The 16,422-nt window shown below is 64.0% G+C and carries 16 protein-coding genes; 9 read left to right on the forward strand and 7 right to left on the reverse strand.

Annotation, left to right across the window (positions count from 1 at the left end):
- The first annotated feature begins 99 nt into the window (after window positions 1–99).
- The 9 genes from ACFODV_RS05375 to ACFODV_RS05415 all read left to right on the forward strand — a co-directional run bounded on the left by ACFODV_RS05375 (window position 100) and on the right by ACFODV_RS05415 (window position 10,567).
- Window positions 100–1,284 carry a Bcr/CflA family multidrug efflux MFS transporter gene (locus ACFODV_RS05375; protein WP_379755790.1) on the forward strand — a complete coding sequence of 395 codons (1,185 nt, stop codon included), beginning with the start codon at window positions 100–102 and terminating at the stop codon, window positions 1,282–1,284.
- A 176-nt stretch (window positions 1,285–1,460) separates the two neighbouring features.
- Window positions 1,461–2,417: a PstS family phosphate ABC transporter substrate-binding protein gene (locus ACFODV_RS05380; protein ID WP_379755793.1), complete on the forward strand. Its 957-nt coding sequence runs from the start codon at window positions 1,461–1,463 to the stop codon at window positions 2,415–2,417.
- A 132-nt stretch (window positions 2,418–2,549) separates the two neighbouring features.
- Window positions 2,550–4,841: an ABC transporter permease subunit gene (locus tag ACFODV_RS05385; RefSeq protein WP_379755796.1), complete on the forward strand. Its 2,292-nt coding sequence runs from the start codon at window positions 2,550–2,552 to the stop codon at window positions 4,839–4,841.
- Window positions 4,842–4,856: 15 nt separating this feature from the next.
- Window positions 4,857–6,533: a phosphate ABC transporter permease PstA gene (pstA, locus tag ACFODV_RS05390; RefSeq protein ID WP_379755799.1), complete on the forward strand. Its 1,677-nt coding sequence runs from the start codon at window positions 4,857–4,859 to the stop codon at window positions 6,531–6,533.
- Between the two features lie 86 nt (window positions 6,534–6,619).
- Window positions 6,620–7,429 carry a phosphate ABC transporter ATP-binding protein PstB gene (gene pstB, locus ACFODV_RS05395; RefSeq protein WP_379756278.1) on the forward strand — a complete coding sequence of 270 codons (810 nt, stop codon included), beginning with the start codon at window positions 6,620–6,622 and terminating at the stop codon, window positions 7,427–7,429.
- A gap of 95 nt (window positions 7,430–7,524) precedes the next feature.
- Complete coding sequence (locus ACFODV_RS05400; protein ID WP_379755802.1) at window positions 7,525–8,679, forward strand: MFS transporter; 1,155 nt, start codon at window positions 7,525–7,527, stop codon at window positions 8,677–8,679.
- A gap of 87 nt (window positions 8,680–8,766) precedes the next feature.
- A complete protein-coding gene (locus ACFODV_RS05405; RefSeq protein ID WP_379755806.1) occupies window positions 8,767–9,120 on the forward strand; it encodes a metalloregulator ArsR/SmtB family transcription factor in 354 nt (117 codons plus the stop codon).
- A 187-nt stretch (window positions 9,121–9,307) separates the two neighbouring features.
- Window positions 9,308–10,249 (forward strand): DnaJ C-terminal domain-containing protein, encoded by a 942-nt coding sequence (locus ACFODV_RS05410; protein ID WP_379755809.1) that lies wholly within the window; start codon window positions 9,308–9,310, stop codon window positions 10,247–10,249.
- A 3-nt stretch (window positions 10,250–10,252) separates the two neighbouring features.
- Window positions 10,253–10,567 carry a chaperone modulator CbpM gene (locus ACFODV_RS05415; RefSeq protein ID WP_379755812.1) on the forward strand — a complete coding sequence of 105 codons (315 nt, stop codon included), beginning with the start codon at window positions 10,253–10,255 and terminating at the stop codon, window positions 10,565–10,567.
- A 6-nt stretch (window positions 10,568–10,573) separates the two neighbouring features.
- Here ACFODV_RS05415 and ACFODV_RS05420 read toward each other — a convergent pair whose 3' ends face one another.
- The 7 genes from ACFODV_RS05420 to ACFODV_RS05450 form a co-directional block, all read right to left on the reverse strand.
- Complete coding sequence (locus ACFODV_RS05420; protein ID WP_379755815.1) at window positions 10,574–11,485, reverse strand: cation diffusion facilitator family transporter; 912 nt, start codon at window positions 11,483–11,485, stop codon at window positions 10,574–10,576.
- The gene (locus tag ACFODV_RS05425) at window positions 11,482–12,294 is read right to left on the reverse strand and encodes a class II glutamine amidotransferase (RefSeq protein ID WP_379755818.1); all 813 of its coding nucleotides are present in this window, start codon (window positions 12,292–12,294) and stop codon (window positions 11,482–11,484) included. Before ACFODV_RS05425 ends, ACFODV_RS05420 begins: the two co-directional genes overlap by 4 nt.
- An 83-nt stretch (window positions 12,295–12,377) precedes the next feature.
- On the reverse strand, window positions 12,378–12,869 hold the full coding sequence (locus tag ACFODV_RS05430) for an FKBP-type peptidyl-prolyl cis-trans isomerase (RefSeq protein ID WP_379755821.1): 492 nt from the start codon (window positions 12,867–12,869) through the stop codon (window positions 12,378–12,380).
- A 14-nt stretch (window positions 12,870–12,883) separates the two neighbouring features.
- Entirely contained in the window at window positions 12,884–13,342 is a 459-nt protein-coding gene (locus tag ACFODV_RS05435) for a hypothetical protein (protein WP_379755824.1), read from the reverse strand.
- Window positions 13,343–13,410: 68 nt separating this feature from the next.
- A complete protein-coding gene (locus tag ACFODV_RS05440) occupies window positions 13,411–14,334 on the reverse strand; it encodes a molecular chaperone TorD family protein (RefSeq protein WP_379755827.1) in 924 nt (307 codons plus the stop codon).
- A 46-nt stretch (window positions 14,335–14,380) separates the two neighbouring features.
- Entirely contained in the window at window positions 14,381–15,625 is a 1,245-nt protein-coding gene (nrfD, locus tag ACFODV_RS05445) for an NrfD/PsrC family molybdoenzyme membrane anchor subunit (protein ID WP_379755830.1), read from the reverse strand.
- Complete coding sequence (locus tag ACFODV_RS05450) at window positions 15,622–16,383, reverse strand: 4Fe-4S dicluster domain-containing protein (RefSeq protein WP_379755833.1); 762 nt, start codon at window positions 16,381–16,383, stop codon at window positions 15,622–15,624. Before ACFODV_RS05450 ends, nrfD begins: the two co-directional genes overlap by 4 nt.
- Between the last annotated feature and the right edge of the window lie 39 nt (window positions 16,384–16,422).

Genomic DNA, 16,422 nt, shown 5'->3' on the forward strand with positions numbered 1-16,422 from the left:
AGCCCACGTGACAGGGAACAGACGCCGGACAGACTGGCTGCGATGCGCTATTATTATTAGCGGCCTATTAAAGTTCTGTTCTGTTTCGAAGGAGCTGCCTTGACGCTAAGTGCGAAACGCGTGGCGCTGCTGGTGGCCGCTAACACCGCCCTGGCGCCCTTCGCCATTGACGCCTACCTGCCCGCCATGGCGGCCCTGGCCGATGCCGTGGGCGCCAGCATCCACCATACCGAGCTTTCGCTCTCCGCCTTTCTGGCCGGTTTCGCCCTGGGCCAGCTGCTGTTCGGCCCGCTCTCGGATCGCATCGGCCGCAAGCCGGTGCTGCTGGGCGGCCTGGTGGCCTTCTTGCTGGCAAGCCTTGCCATCACCACCGTTAGCTCGCTGCCCGAGCTATTGGCCTGGCGTTTCGTTCAGGCCCTGGGTGGGGGCGCCACGGTGGTCAATTCGGCGGCGATCGTTCGCGACTGCTTCAGCGGACGCGAGGCGGCAAAAGTCATGTCGACCATGGCGATCATCATGCTGCTGGCCCCGCTGGTGGCGCCGGTGGTGGGCAGCGGCCTTCTCTATCTGGGCGAGTGGTGGCTGATCTTCATCTTCCTGGCGGTGTATGCCGCCTTTCTGATGTGGCTGCTCGGCACCCGCCTGCCGGAGACCCGAGCCCCGGGGTCGCCTACGGCCTCGCCGCGCCAGGTGCTGGCCAACTACGCCAGCGTGTTGCGCCACCGCCAGGCCATGGGCTATGTGTGCGCCGCTTCCATGTCGTTTGCGGGGCTGTTCGCCTTCATCACCGCCTCGCCCTTTCTCTACCTGGAGCACTATGGCCTTTCGCCGGGCCTCTATCCCCTGGTATTTGGGGTCAACGTGTTGGCCATGGCGGCTTCCAACCGTCTCAACATCCGCCTGCTGAGACGGCGCAGCCCCCAGCAGAATCTGCGCCTGGGGCTGGCTATCCAGCTGGGAGCGGCCGTTGGCCTGGTGCTGGTGGTGGCCAGCGGCCTGGAGTCGCTGTGGACCATGGTGCCGCTGATCATGGTGTTTGCCGGCACCATCGGCCTGGTGGCGCCCAACGCCATCTCGGCGCTGCTCGATTATTTCCACCACATGAGCGCCACTGCGGCGGCACTGCAGGGCAGCATCCAGTTTTCCTGCGGGGCGCTCGCTGGGGTGCTGGTCGGCGCCTTCGAGGTGGACAGCGCATGGCCCATGGTGGCCACCATGCTCGGCGCCGCGCTGATCGGCAACCTGGGTCTGCGTCTGCTGGCGGGCCGCGCCGGCGATGCCTGAGGCGCGGCTGCTCTGACGGTGAGCTCCGGGAGCGCTGTCACACAAAATTCATCAACCTCTCGCGTCATGTCACCGAAGTGTCACGCGGTCTCCCTATATTCGTTCCCATCGATTCGCGGATAGCGGATCGTGTCCTCAACGCTGCGACAAGCGGCGCACGACACCTGGAGACCAAGATGAAACTCAAGCTTATCGCTGCCGCCGTTATCGGTGCCTCATTCGTCAGCACCGCCGTCATGGCGGAACGCGTCGACCCTAACCTGCCCGACTACGAGTCTGTGAGCGGCATTTCCGGCAATATGACCAGCATCGGTTCCGACACCCTAAACAACCTGATGACTCTCTGGGCCGAGGAGTTCGCGGGCTTATATCCGAACATCAATATTCAGATCCAGGGCGCGGGTTCGAGCACCGCCCCCACCGCCCTGACCGAAGGTACCGCCCAGTTTGGCCCGATGAGCCGCGAGATGCGTACCTCTGAAGTGCAGTCCTTCGAGGACCGTCACGGCTACCCGCCGACCATGGTGCCGGTGGCCATCGACGCCCTGGCCATCTACGTCAACCAGGACAACCCCCTGGAAAGCATCACCGTGCCTCAGGTCGATGCTATCTTCTCCGGCACCCGCCGCTGCGGTTACCCGGAAGACATTACCCGCTGGGGCCAGCTGGGCCTGGAAGGCAGCTGGGCAAACCGTGACATGACCCTCTACAGCCGTAACGCCGTCTCCGGCACCTATGGCTTCTTCGCCGAGAATGCCCTTTGCGGCGGCGACTTCAAGGACTCCATCAACGAGCAGCCGGGTTCCGCCTCGGTGGTACAGGGCGTCAGCGAGTCGATCAACGGCATCGGCTACTCCGGCATTGGCTATATCACCTCTCAGGTCCGCGCCGTACCGGTGGCCCGTGACGAGGGCGAGGAGGCCTTCGAGGTGGATAACGAGAACTACCCGCTGGCCCGCTTCCTGTTCGTCTACGTGAACAAGCACCCCAACGAGGATCTGGCTCCGCAGCAGGTCGAGTTCCTGCGCATGGTGCTCTCCAAGCAGGGCCAGGAAGTGACCGCCCGCGACGGCTATATCCCGCTGCCCGAGACCGTGGCCAGCCGCGTGCGCGGCGAGCTGGGTATCGACTGATCAGCAAATAGTAAAGGCGTTACCCGGGGGCGCTCAGGCGCCCCTTTCTTATTTCTGGAGCTGTCACATAGCTGTCACGGACCCTGCTTACCCTCTCCATATCTTTCCACCTGACGGGATTGCTTATCCGCCATGAATGAAATGTCCCAACTCCCCACGTCGGGTCAAGGCAGGTCGCTACTGCCCACCCCTGAGCAGCGCGAGCGTCTGCGGCGCAAGCGCACGCTGAAGGACAACTTCTCGCGCTATGGCATCGGCGCCGCCGGCATCGGGGTCGTGATCGCTCTCGGGATGATCTTCGTCTACCTGTTCTCCGAGGTCATGCCGCTCTTCAAGTCGGCACAGGTTTCGACTGAGCAGACCTATGCCATTCCCGGGCTGGAAGACGGCGAGTCACTCGAGCACCTGACCATCGACCGCTACGACACCCTGGGGGCGAGCTTCACCGACACGGGGCGCATCACCTTCTTCGACCTGGATGGAGGGGCCTTGCGTTCGTCGTTCGAGATGCCTCGGCCCGATGGCGCAACGCGCTCAGTTTTCGCGACCGCCTTCGCCACCACGGGAGCCTTCGCCTACGGCTACGACAACGGCGCCATAAGCCTCGGCCAGGTTGACTACGCGATCACCTATCCCACCGGCAGCCTTCGACATATCGAGCCTGAGCTTAAGTTTCCCTTCGGCGAGGAGCCCCTGATACTGGACGATGAGGGACGTGCCATTAATGTGCTGGGTCTGCAGGTCAGCGACCGCGGTACCTATGCCGCTGCTGAACTCGAGGACGGCACCCTGATGGTGACCTCTTTCGATCGCCAGGAGAACATCATGACCGGTGCGGTGACCGTGGAGCAGACCACGGCCGAGCTGCCCGGCTTCGAGGGCCGCGCCCGGCAGATCCTGATCGACAATCGCTACCGTCACCTCTACGTCTCTGACGACGCCGGTTACATCCATCACTACAACATTGGCAACCTCAGCAATCCCCGCTACCTCGGGGCCGTTCAGGTCACGGACAGCGGCTACGTGTCGGAGATGACCTATCTCAATGGGACGGTATCGGTCATTGCCGGCACCTCCGATGGCCAGGTGCGCCAATACTTCCCGGTGCGAGATGCCCAGAACCAGTACGACCTGACTCATATTCGTGATTTCGCCCGCTATGACGCCCCGATCACCCATATTGCAGTGGAGCACATGCGACGAGGCTTCCTGGTGGGTGACGAGCTGGGCAACCTGGGCATTCATCACTCCACGGCGGGGGCTGACGTCTTCGATGCGCCGATGACCGAAGGTCCCCTGACGCGTATCGCCATCTCGCCGGTCAACTCGTTGGCGCTGTTTGCCGACGAGAACCATCAGCTCCAGGTGGCCAGCGTCAATAATGCGCATCCCGGTATCTCCTTTTCCTCCCTGTGGCAGAAGGTCTGGTACGAGGGCAGCAGCCAGCCACGCTATGTGTGGCAGTCCACGGCCGGCGGCGACGAGTATGAACCCAAGATGAGCCTGATGCCCCTGACCCTGGGCACCCTGAAGGCGGCCTTCTACGCGATGCTGTTTGCCACGCCGCTGGCGCTGATGGGGGCCATCTATACCGCCTACTTCATGTCGCCGAAGCTGCGCGGCAAGGTGAAGCCCACCATCGAGGTGATGGAGGCGCTGCCCACGGTCATCCTCGGCTTCCTGGCCGGGTTGTGGCTCGCCCCCTTCGTCGAGAATCGACTGCCGGCGGTGTTCAGCATCCTGATCCTGATGCCCATTGCCATGCTGGTCTTCGCCTACCTCTGGAGTCGCCTGCCCGAGCGGCTGCGCACCCGGGTGCCTGACGGCTGGGAGGCGGTGCTGCTGATGCCGATCATCATTTTCGTCGGCTGGGCCTGCGTCACGGCGAGCCCCTACGTGGAGATCATGTTCTTCGATGGCAGCATGCGCCAGTGGCTGACCGACAACGGCTTCACCTACGACCAGCGCAACGCCTTGGTGGTAGGTATCGCTATGGGCTTCGCGGTGATCCCGACCATCTTCTCCATCGCCGAGGATGCGGTTTTCACCGTGCCCAATCACCTCACCCAGGGCTCCCTGGCGCTGGGCGCCACCCGTTGGCAGACCGTGGTTGGTGTAGTACTGCCTACCGCCAGCGTTGGCATGTTCTCCGCGGTGATGATGGGCTTCGGCCGCGCGGTGGGTGAGACCATGATCGTGCTGATGGCCACCGGCAACAGCCCGATCATGAACTTCAATATCTTCGAGGGCATGCGCACCCTGTCGGCCAATATCGCGGTGGAAATGACGGAAGCCGCGGTGGGTTCCAGCCACTTCCGGGTCCTGTTCCTGGCCGCCCTGGTTCTGCTGGGCATGACCTTCCTGGTCAATACGCTGGCCGAGATCATTCGTCAGCGACTGCGTAATCGCTACGGCAACCTCTGATACCGGGAGACTCTGATGAAACTTTGGTGGAAAAGCGGTGCCCCCTGGGTGTGGTTGAATGCCGGCGCGGTGGCGATTTCGGTCATCATGGTAGTTGGGCTGATCGGTCTGATCGCGGTGCGCGGCCTCAGCCACTTCTACCCCACAGAGATTGTCGAGTTCCAGGTCGGCGACCCCGAACTGGGCCTTGGCCAGATGGTGATGGGGGAGCACGTACGTGCCGAGACCATCCCGGTCCCGGTGGCCCGAGATGCGGGAATCGCGGTGCCCCCCGAGCTAGGCGACGGTGAACTGGTGACCCGGCACCTGATCAAGCAGGGAAACCGCGACGTGACCGGCAATGATTTTGCCTGGTACGCCGATCTGCAGATGACGGAGTGGCAGGCTCCACCCGACGCCATGCGTCTGGAGCGCCGCGAATGGGGCGACTTCTACGGTTATCCGCTGCGGGTGCTGGAGGACGGCGAGGTGGTCGCCGAAGGAGAGGGGCTGTGGGACACGGTGCAGTCACGGGTCGCTCGCGCCAACATCCTCTATGGGGAGCTTAACCGAGTCGAGCGTAACGACGTTGGGGTGATCAGTTCGGAAATGGAGGAGCTGCGCCTGCGTGAGCGGGCTCTGCAGCGTGATCCCGATATCGAGCCCGCAGCGCTTCAGGCGCAGTTGAGTCAGATCCAGGATCGGCAGGCCATTCTGGATCAGGAGTTTCAGGTCCTGAGCAGTGAGATCGACATCCTGCGCCGGGAGCTCTATCGCGACACCCTGGTGGCCACGGTCACTGGCGGCCAGGAGGTGCAGATTCGCGTCGGCGACATCGTGCGGGCCGTGAAGCCCAACAGCCTGACCCTGACCGACAAGGTGGTGGAGTATCTACAGCAGTTCTGGGCCTTCGTCAGCGGCGAGCCCCGCGAGGCCAATACGGCCGGCGGCATCTTTCCGGCGATCTTCGGCACCGTGACCATGGTGCTGCTGATGTCGATGATCGTCAGCCCCTTCGGCGTACTGGCTGCTATTTACCTGCGCGAGTATGCCAAGCAGGGGCCACTGTTGCGCCTGATCCGTATCTCGGTCTACAACCTCGCCGGGGTGCCCTCCATCGTCTACGGGGTCTTTGGCCTGGGCTTCTTCATCTACACCATGGGGGGGTCCATCGACCAGCTGTTCTACTCGGAGCGGCTGCCATCTCCCACCTTCGGGTCGCCGGCGTTGATCTGGGCCTCGCTGACGCTGGCGCTGCTGACCCTGCCGGTGGTGATCGTCTCCACCGAGGAAGGCCTGTCGCGGATTCCCTCATCGGTGCGCCATGGCTCCCTGGCGCTGGGGGCGACCAAGTCCGAGACGCTCTGGAAGGTGGTGGTGCCGCTGGCCACGCCGGCGATGATGACCGGCATGATCCTGGCCATTGCTCGGGCCGCGGGCGAGGTGGCGCCGCTGATGCTGGTGGGGGTGGTCAAGCTGGCGCCGACCCTGCCGGTGGATTCTACCTTTCCGTTCATTCATCTGGAGCGGCAGATCATGCACCTGGGCTTCCATATCTATGACGTTGGCTTCCAGAGCCCCAACGTCGAGGCTGCCCGCCCGCTGGTCTATGCCACGGCACTGGTGCTGGTGATCCTGATCATCGTCCTCAACCTGACCGCCATTAGCATTCGTAATCGGCTGCGCGAGCGCTACCGCGCCGCCTCGGACTGATGGACGGCGATTCTCCGGATAACGATCGGCGGTCAAGGCCGCCGATCACCAGAACACGAGACACGAGACACTAGACCATGACCTCAATGACTACCGCTCCCCGTCCCGTCGCCAGCCCTGCCAAGACTCCCTCGGGAATGAAGGGCGTCACCTTCCAGGTGCGCGACCTCAACCTCTACTACGGCAAGGAGCAGGCGCTCAAAGGCATCAACTTGGACATCCCGCGTAACAAGGTCACCGCCTTCATCGGGCCGTCCGGCTGTGGCAAGTCGACCCTGCTGCGCTGTTTCAATCGCATGAACGACTTGGTGGACATATGCCGGGTCGAGGGCAAGATCCTGCTCGACGGCGACGACATCTACGCCCGCGGTGTCGACGTAGCCGAGCTGCGTCGCAAGGTAGGCATGGTGTTCCAGAAGCCCAACCCCTTTCCCAAGTCGATCTATGAGAACGTGGCCTATGGGCTGCGCCTGCAGGGCGTCAACAACAAGGCCGTCCTCGATGAGGTGGTGGAACGCTCGCTGCGCGGCGCCGCGCTGTGGGACGAGGTCAAGGACCGCCTGGGCGACAACGCCTTCGGCTTGTCCGGCGGCCAGCAGCAGCGTCTGGTGATCGCAAGGGCCATTGCCATCGAGCCCGAGGTAATCCTGCTCGATGAGCCGGCCTCGGCGCTGGATCCCATCTCCACGCTGAAGATCGAGGAGCTGATCAATGAGCTCAAGGACAAGTACACCATTCTGATCGTGACCCACAACATGCAGCAGGCGGCCCGGGTCTCCGATTACACCGCCTTCATGTATCTGGGTGACCTGGTGGAGTACGATGAGACCGACAAGATCTTCACCGAACCCGCAAAGAAGCAGACCGAGGATTACATCACCGGCCGCTACGGGTAAGGCCCTCGAGAGACCGTTGAGCGGCCGGGACGGGAACTGTCCCGGTCTGCCTTTACTGATACTGGTCCGGTAGACATGACAGAGGACGTCGTTGCGTGTTCGGCCGCCATCCCCACCTCACATTGACGCTCAGGCTGGGGGTCACCCAGACCGTGGCCTGGGCCTCCAGCTACTACCTGCCGGCGATTCTGGCCGTGCCCATGGCGGCCGAACTGGGCATCCCGAGCGTGAGAGTCTTCGCCGCCTTCTCGTTGGCCCTGGTGGTCTCGGCGGTCCTCGGGCCCTTCGTGGGGCGCTGCATCGACCGGCGCGGCGGGCGCGACATGCTGGTGTCTTCCAACCTGGTGCTGGCCACGGGCCTCGTGCTGATGAGCCTGGCCCAGGGCACTGCGAGCCTGCTGCTCGCCTGGGTGGTCACCGGTATTGGGATGGCCATGGGGCTCTATGATGCCGCCTTTGCGACCCTGGGGCGGCTGCTGGGGCGTCAGGCCCGGGCGTCGATCACCGGCGTCACCCTGCTGGCCGGTTTCGCCAGCACCATTGGCTGGCCACTCACGACCTGGTTGGATGCCGAACTGGGCTGGCGCGCCGCCTGCCTCGTGTGGGTCGGGCTGCACCTGTTTCTCGGACTTCCGCTCAACTGGCGGCTGCCCAAAGCAGGCCCCATCGAAGCGCTGGTGGCCCATAGCGATGATCCGCCACCCCCGCGGCGGCCGCGACTGGCCATGGGGCTGCTGGCCTATGTATTTGCGGCCGGCTGGTTCGTCTCAACGGCCATGGCGGCCCACCTGCCGCGGTTGCTCCAGGAGACCGGCGTCACGCTGTCGGTGGCGGTGGCCGCAGCCGCCCTGGTGGGGCCCGCGCAGGTGGCGGCTCGTCTAGGAGAATTCGCCCTGCTGCGCCACTTCCACCCGCTGCATTCGGCGCGCCTGGCCACGGTCCTGCATCCGCTGGGGGCCGCCCTGCTGGCCATGTTCGGCATGCCGGCGGCGGGCTTCGCCCTGCTGCACGGGGCCGGCAACGGCATGATGACCATCGCCTCGGGCACCTTGCCTCTGACGCTGTTCGGGCCCCAGGGGTTCGGTCGTCGCCAGGGGTGGATCATTGCCCCGGCCCGGCTCGCCCAGGCGGCAGCCCCACTGCTCTTCGGCCTGCTGCTGGAGGCGAACGGGGCAGTTGCGCTATGGCTGACGTCGGGGCTGATGCTGGGGGCCTGTCTAGCGTTGTTGGTGATCCGCCGGCCGGCCTGAGGCATTGCGGCGAACGCTGGTCGCTGTCGACTCGACGGGCTTTGGCGTAGGATAGGACTCTTTTTCCTGCCCTCGAAGGGGGACCCCTTGACCCTGCTCGAACCCGCCCGACTGCTCAAATGCCTGGGCGATGAGACCCGCCTGACCCTGACCTTGCTGATTCTTCGCGAGGGAGAGCTTTGCGTCTGCGAGATGACCCACGCGCTGCAGGAGTCACAGCCCAAGGTGTCGCGTCATCTGGCGCAGCTGCGCACCTGCGGCCTGCTCAGCGATCGCCGCGAGGGCCAGTGGGTCTACTACCGCATTGCCGATACGGCGCCGGACTGGGTCATCGAGATGCTGATGGCAGCCGAGAAGGGTCAGGCCGAGCGCCTGGCCGGGCTGCAGTTGCGCCTGGCCGACATGGGCAACCGCCCCGAGCGGCGGCTGGCCATGTGCTGAGGCCCGGTTGGCCTTACGTGTCTCCAGTCTCATCGCTCGCTCTGCCCCCCCCAAAACCGCCACTTCCCTCGCCACCTCCCACGGCTATTTTCGACTAGCCTATAAGCAAACTGCTGGGGCGTTTCAGGAGCGGCTCTCGTTTCTCCGCGCGCCTGGATGGCCATGCCTTCTGCCGGAGCGTTCACACGTGGAATTCAAGGATTACTACCAGGTGCTCGGCGTGACGAAGTCCGCGACGGCCGAGGACATCAAGAAGGCCTACCGCAAGCTGGCGCGCAAGTTTCATCCCGATGTCAGCAAGGAGTCCGACGCCGAACAGCGCATGCAGGAGATCAACGAGGCCAAAGCGGTGCTGTCCGATCCTGAGAAGCGGCTCGCCTATGACCAGTTGGCCCAGCAGTATCGATCGGGTCAGGATTTCCAGCCGCCACCGGACTGGGACGCGGGCTTCGAATTCAGCGGGCGCGGCTTCGAAGAGGCCGATCTCGGCGAGTTCAGCGACTTCTTCGCCAACCTGTTCGGCCAGGGCGGCCGGGCAGGGCGAGGGGGCCGCGGCTATCAGATGCGTGGCGAGGATCGTCACGCCAAGGTCATCATCGACCTGGCGGACGCCTTCCAGGGGGCGACTCGTGGGATTACCTTGCAGGTGCCTCAGGTCGATGAGCAGGGCCGCGTGGTTTCAAGAGAACACACCCTGAGCGTGCGAATCCCCAAGGGCGTCAAAGAGGGCCAGCATGTCCGCTTGACGGGGCAGGGCAGTTCTGGCATTGGCGGCGGCCCGGCGGGTGACCTGTATCTGGAGATCCATTTTTCGCCGGATTTGCGCTATCGGGTCGAGGGTCGGGATGTGTATCAAACGGTGCCGGTGACGCCCTGGGAGGCTGCCCTGGGGGCCAGTATCGAAACCGCGACCCCCTCGGGGGTGGTGAAGCTCAAGGTGCCCGCCGGGTCACAGACCGGTCGCCGATTGCGCCTGAAGGGGCGAGGCATCCCCGGGGCAGATCCGGGTGATCTATATGTGGAACTCGAGGTGGTGCTGCCCCCGGCCCATACCGACAGGGCGCGGGAACTCTATGAGACCATGGCGCAGGAACTCGCTTTCGATCCTCGCCAACGGAAGGGGGCCTAGGCCATGGCGTATCAACACATGGTCAGCGGCGAACTGATCGACGAGGCGACCCTCACCCTCGAGGATCTGGCGCGTGCCTGCTCGGTGGAAACCGATTGGGTGGTCGAGCGCATCGAAAGCGGTTTACTGGCCGATGGGTCGCCCTATGTGGCGAGCTGGCGCTTCACCAGTCGTGACCTGACCCGTGCTCGACGGCTGTATCGGCTGGAGCGTGACTTCGAGGCAGCGCCCGAGCTCGCCGCCCTGGCGACAGACTTGATCGAGGAGAACCAGCGCCTGTGGGAGCGGTTGCGGGCCGCGGGGCTGACTGCTGACTAGTGCTCACTAGCACCGCTCTCCCATTGGGCAATGGGCCGCGTACTCCCTGGATTCCTGTTGCAGCACGCTATGGCGTATCTCGAAACGCTCATGCAGCATCAGGGTGGCCTGCTCGAGGAGGGCGTCTCGGGCGAGATGGTCTGTATCGATGACCAGGTGCGCTGTGAGCGCGTTTTCCGAGGTACTCATCGCCCAGACGTGCAGGTCGTGGACGTCAACCACGCCGGGAAGCGCCCGCAGGCGTTGATCAACCGCTTCCATATCGATATCGTCCGGGACGCCATCGAACAACAGGTGCAGGGATCGGTTAAACAACGACCAGGTTCCTACCACGATCACCAGTGCGATCAGCAGGCTGACCACCGGATCGATCCAGCTCCAGCCTTTCCAGAGATAGAGGCCACCGGCCACCACGACGCCCAACGAGACCAGGGCATCGGCGGCCATGTGGAGGAAGGCACCGCGAATGTTCAGGTCTTGCTTGCTTCCGGCAAGAAACAACCAGGCCGTCACGGCATTGATGACCACACCGATCCCCGCGACCACCATGACCGTGCCTGCATCGATGCTTGACGGCGTCTGCAGCCGCTGTACGGCTTCCCAGGCCAGGATGCCCATGGCCACCAGCAGCAGGATAGCGTTGGTGAAGCTGGCCAGGATCGAGCCACGCTTCCACCCATAGGTGTGACGAGCATTCGGCTTGAGGCGAGCGGCGCCGAAGGCCGCCCATGCCAGCAGCAAGCCTCCCACGTCGCTCAAGTTGTGACCAGCATCGGCCAGCAGGGCCAGTGAGCCGGTCTTCCAACCGTAGAAGGCCTCGACGAGCACGAAGGCCACATTGAGCGTAATGCCTATGGCAAACGCCTTGCCGAAACTGACCGGGCCGTGGTCGTGGTCGTTGTCGTGGGTGGAGGTCATATCTGCATCTCCGCGACCAGCTCGCCGTCACGCACCGCGAGGATTCTGCCCTGGGGTAGTGGCCGCCAGTCCTCGTCCGATAGGGGTACGCTGGACACCAGGATGGCATGCTGGGTCTGGTCGGCTTGCGGCGAATGAGGTGGCTCCAGCAGGTCGCTGGATGACTGACTCGGACAGGCTAACCAATAGAGCCCGGGCGGGGTGACCAGCCCCGTCGATGGCTGAAGGCGTCGATCGGCGTGAGCAAAAAGGGTGTCACCGTCAGCATAGAGGAAGTTGGCCGGTCCAAAGTGGCGCAATGTGCCGGCGACCTCTGCGACTGCTTCTAGCCGAGCGTCAAGAGAGGGCAGGACATGGAGCGGGGCGCTCAGCCTCTCCAAGCCCGACAGCAGATGGCAGAAGGCGACCTCGGAATCGGTGGCGCCTACCGGTTGATAGTGTCCTGCCGGTGCCTCGGCATCATGGAACAAGCGAGCTAGATTGCCGTTGTGGGTAAAACAGTGAACCCTTCCGTTGAGTTCGCGAATGAAGGGGCCGGTATTGGCGAGTTCGACTGTTCCCTGGGTGGCATGCCGGATGTAGCCCAGGGACAGTCGAGTCAACGGGCCGTGAGCCTCGAGCCACCGGACCATGGCACTGCTGTTTGCAGCCTCGGTGCCTCGGTAGAGGTCAAGATCCCGACCCTGGTAGAAGGCCAGCCCCCAGCCATCTCGATTACGGCTTGTCCCCTGCGCATGGGAAGCCAACGCCGTCAGCGATGACGTTAGCCTCGTCGGGTGGCGGCATGAAAGGGCGAGTAGCTCACACACCCTGGGATTCTTCCCCTATCAACCTGTGCTGGCAGAAATCTCTGTCGTATGGGTGACGACTGTCGAGAAGCTGCTCAGGGCTGTCACTCATCGAGGCTGACCCAGCGGATCGGCTGGTAGTCCAGATCCCCCTGTGGTGGTCGCCTGCCCGGCTGGACCTCCTGGATCCGGATCTCCCAGGTCACGGTCCTGCCGGCCAGGGGATGGTTGCCGTCCAGCATGGCGCCGCGCTCGGTAAGACCGACCACCTTGAGCGAGAACTTGCCCCGCTGGCCGCCCGGCGTCAGCTTCATCCCGACGCGAATCTCCTGGCCCGGGGGCAGGTTGTCGCGTATTGCCTCGAAGACCAGTTCCGGCCGATGTGGGCCATAGGCTTGTTCCGGCGTCAATGTCACGCTGAGTGCGTCGCCAGCCCGGCGGCCCTCCAGCGCTGCCTCAAGCGCCGGCAGCATCTGGCCCGTGCCATGTACGTAGCGCAGTGGTGCTTCGGGAGTCGAGGCCGCCAGACGTTCGTCATCCTCGTCGGTCAGCACGTACTCGGCGGTGACCTCGCACAGGGGGGAGATTCGAGTCATGGGATCCTCATGGTTCAAGAGTGGGGGCGTCGACGTCGCCAAAGAGTCAGCAGGACCAGCAGCAAAGGGAAGCTAATGATGAGCGCGACTTCGCCCAGGGCGCGACCCCGGGAGGCGGGGGAGCGTTCGACCAGCGCTTCGTGAAGCTGGCGGTATTCCCCAGGCTCGAGGGCGACACCATGCCACCACTCCATGCGCCAGAGCGTCAAACGCCATCCCAGGGGTGTGAGGTTGTCACTCTCGAAGGTCTCCGGCGTGTGACAGCCATGGCAGCGCCGCTCGATCAGACGCTCACCCGCGGGGCGAACGGCCTCATGCGCGAGACTTGCCTGCCGCTGGGCGGCTTGCACCGCGGCCGCGGCCTCGGCGCGCTCCCGGGCGGCCTGCATGTCTCTGGCGATCCGATCTCGTCTGGCGGCAAGCTCCTCTTCGCTTAGCGACGGCGGCTCCTCAATCAACTGCTCGATATTCATGCCGGCTGGGACCGGAGATGATATCGACAATGCCATCACAATTGCCGCTGTAAGACCAGGAAGGCGCCTTAATGCCACGCCTTCAGGCCTGCGCCGGGAGGTCTCAGGGCGGTCGGGCCGTCCTGACCGTCGCGGCATCTCGGGCAGACCGCCAGGTGGTCGGCGCTGACGCCGGCGGCGGACAGTCGCTGGCGCATTTCCGCCATCACTGGGTCGCTCTCGAAAGCTTCACCACAGGAGCGGCAGGTCAGCGTCTCTCGCGGAGCCTCACTGGCCTCGAAGGTCTCCACGGCATTGATGTTGGGCCGCTCCGGGGGAGGAACCGCCCTGGAGGCGAGGGAAGGCAGGGCAGCCTCCAGGCGTGCCAGGTCGTGGGTCAGTTGGTCATGGGTCAATTCCACCAAAAGGCGCCAGGGCAGGGTGTTCTCGTCCCTTGCCGCCTGTACCACCTTGCGGCGAACCCCGGCCAGGGCGGGTAGAGTGAGATCGTGCAGCATGCTCGCGGCGTCGGTCAGCGCGGGGGTGGCGTCTGTCCCGGCCTCGTGGGCCTCCATGGCCTCGCTGTAGACCCAGGCCAGCCACTGCAGATGCAGTGAGAGGTGGTCGGGCAGATCGCGGAACGCTGGGTCGCGCTCCAGGCCGTGGCGGAGATAGAGCGCTTCCATGGTGGGCACGCTACGGGCCATCAGGCCGCCGTCCAGATAGGCGCCAAGGTTGAGCGGCGCCGGGGCCGGTGGCGTCAGAAATAGCCGGCTGTAGCCTAGGAGTAGCCGCTGCGTATCGGGTAGTGCCGCCAGTGCCTGGGAGAGCGCCGCGAGCCTCTCGATATCGAGCGCCGGCAGCGTCTCTGCCAGGCTGCGCAGGTCTTCGAGCAGCGGTCCCTGTGCCTCCGCCAGGGTCACTCCCGCTTGGGGAGCGAGGAAGGCCCGGGAGAGGCAGAGGCTAAGCTCTGCGGCCGACAGCAGATCGGGCAGTTGCGGATGTGGTGTCATAGTGCTGACAGGGCGGCCTGCCGATTGGCAGGCCGCCCCTTCTCCTTCAGGATGCGACGAGGGTGGTTGAATCAGGCGGTGCCCGCTTTGGCGCCGGCCGCCGCAGCGNGCCGACCGGCTCTTCAGCCATCTGGCGTGGCATGTCCCCTAAGCTCAGGAATTTCTCGCCGAGCAGGTAGAACACGAAGCACAGCGACCAGCCGAAGAGGGTCAGCGACCACTCGGTAACGGAGGGTGTGTAGCTGATCAGGCCTGGCTCCCAGGTGCCCTTGAACAGTGGTATTACCTGACCGCCGACCACGAAGTAGAAACGCTCGGCAAACAGCCCCAGAAACACCAGACACGACACCAGCAACTGGACGCCCACGCGGTTGCGCAGAGAGGCGCTGAGCATCACCACGAAGGGCAGCAACAGCCCCAAGAGCAGGGAGGCGTTGTAGAGCGGCGAGGCGAACAGGTAGTCGGTCCATACCAGGTTGACTTCCGGGTTGTTGCTGTAGAGCCCGGTGATGGCACGTACCGTGATGAACAGCAGGGTACCGCCGATCAGCGCGGCGAACAGCTTGGGCATGGCGCCGGTCAGCAGGGCCTGCAGGGCAGAATTCATACGATCACGCTGGAAGCCGTGAGCCAGATAGGTGAAGAACACCAGGGCGGCCACGCCGCTGGTTACGCCGGTGAAGTAGAAGTAGATCGGCAGCAGGGCATCGAACCAGAAGGGGCGCATGCTCATCATGCCGAAGATCAGCGCCAGGTTACCGCTGGCCAGCAGCACTCCGATGAACGACGCGATCCCCACCTGTTTGGCGGTCTTGCTGTCCCACTCGCCGCCCTGCAGCTTGCTGAATTTCCACAGCAGGAAGAGTAGATCCAGGGCGTAGAAGACACCCATCCAGAACATCGCCGACTGCACCTGCAGGTTCAGCGGGATGGCCCACAGCATGCGAAAGACGTTGCCCAACTCCAGGGCCAGTACGGCCATTCCCGAGATCAGTACGATGAAAGCCAGGAAGATGCAGCGCTTGGCCACCGGATAGAACTGCTTGAAGCCGAAGACCAGCGGCAGCGAGGCGATCAGCCCCAGCCCCGACGAGGCCAGGGCAAAGTAGAGGTAGGTGGCGATGGGTTGCCCCCAGGGCAGAGTAGAACTGGTATTGAAAGAGGCATGGCCGCTGGTCATCAGTTGGGAGAAGGCGTAGCCCAGGCTTACCAGCATTACCGCGGCGGCGATCACCAGCAGCCCCCAGCCCAGCGGGCCCTGGATGGCGTTGTTTTGAGTGCGGGTCGTCATGCGTCATTCTCCCTGTCGGCGGGGGTGAAGGCGGGCACGCCGGCGCCGGCACCCAGGTAGTAGACCTGCGGTTTGTTACCAGTATGGTCCTTGAGGCGAACTCCGTGCTTGTCACCGATCAGCTGGTTGACCTGGCTCTCGGGGTTGTCCAGGTCGCCGAAGTAGCGTGCCTTGGGCGCACAGGTACGCACGCAGGCCGGGACGTACTCCTTGACCGCGGGATTGTCCTCGTCGAGGTCGGCGATCCCTTCGGGGGCATGCTTGACCTTGTGATAGCAGAAGGTGCATTTGGAGACCACGCCAGGCGGCTGGATGCCGATGCCTCGCCGCCAGTCCTCCTCTGGATTCTGGTAGGGCGGGCTCCATAGCTGGCCGTTGTCGCTCGGGAAGACTTCACGCACATCGGGTTCGATCAGCGGCTTCTCGTCGGCATAGAAGCGTACGCCGTAGGGGCAGGCGATCATGCAGTACTTGCAGCCGATGCATTTGTTCCAGTCGACGAAGACGATGCCACCGGCGTCCGGGTCCTTGTAGGTGGCCCGGGTCGGGCAGACATGCACGCAGGAGGGGTTTTCGCACTGCATGCAGGGCCGCGGCAGCCACTTCATCTGGCCGCTTGGGTACTCGCCTGCGTTGTAGAAGAGCACGTCCTGCCAGCTTTCTCCGGGCAGGGTGTTGTTTTCCATCGAGCAGGCGGTGGTGCAGGCCTGGCAGCCGGTGCACTTGTCCAGGTCGATGACCATTCCCCACTTTGCCATAGTCGTTATCCTCAAAGCCTTGTTTGGTCAGGGGTTCAG

The organism is Halomonas tibetensis (assembly GCF_042643535.1).
In the GTDB taxonomy this organism is placed as follows: domain Bacteria; phylum Pseudomonadota; class Gammaproteobacteria; order Pseudomonadales; family Halomonadaceae; genus Halomonas; species Halomonas tibetensis.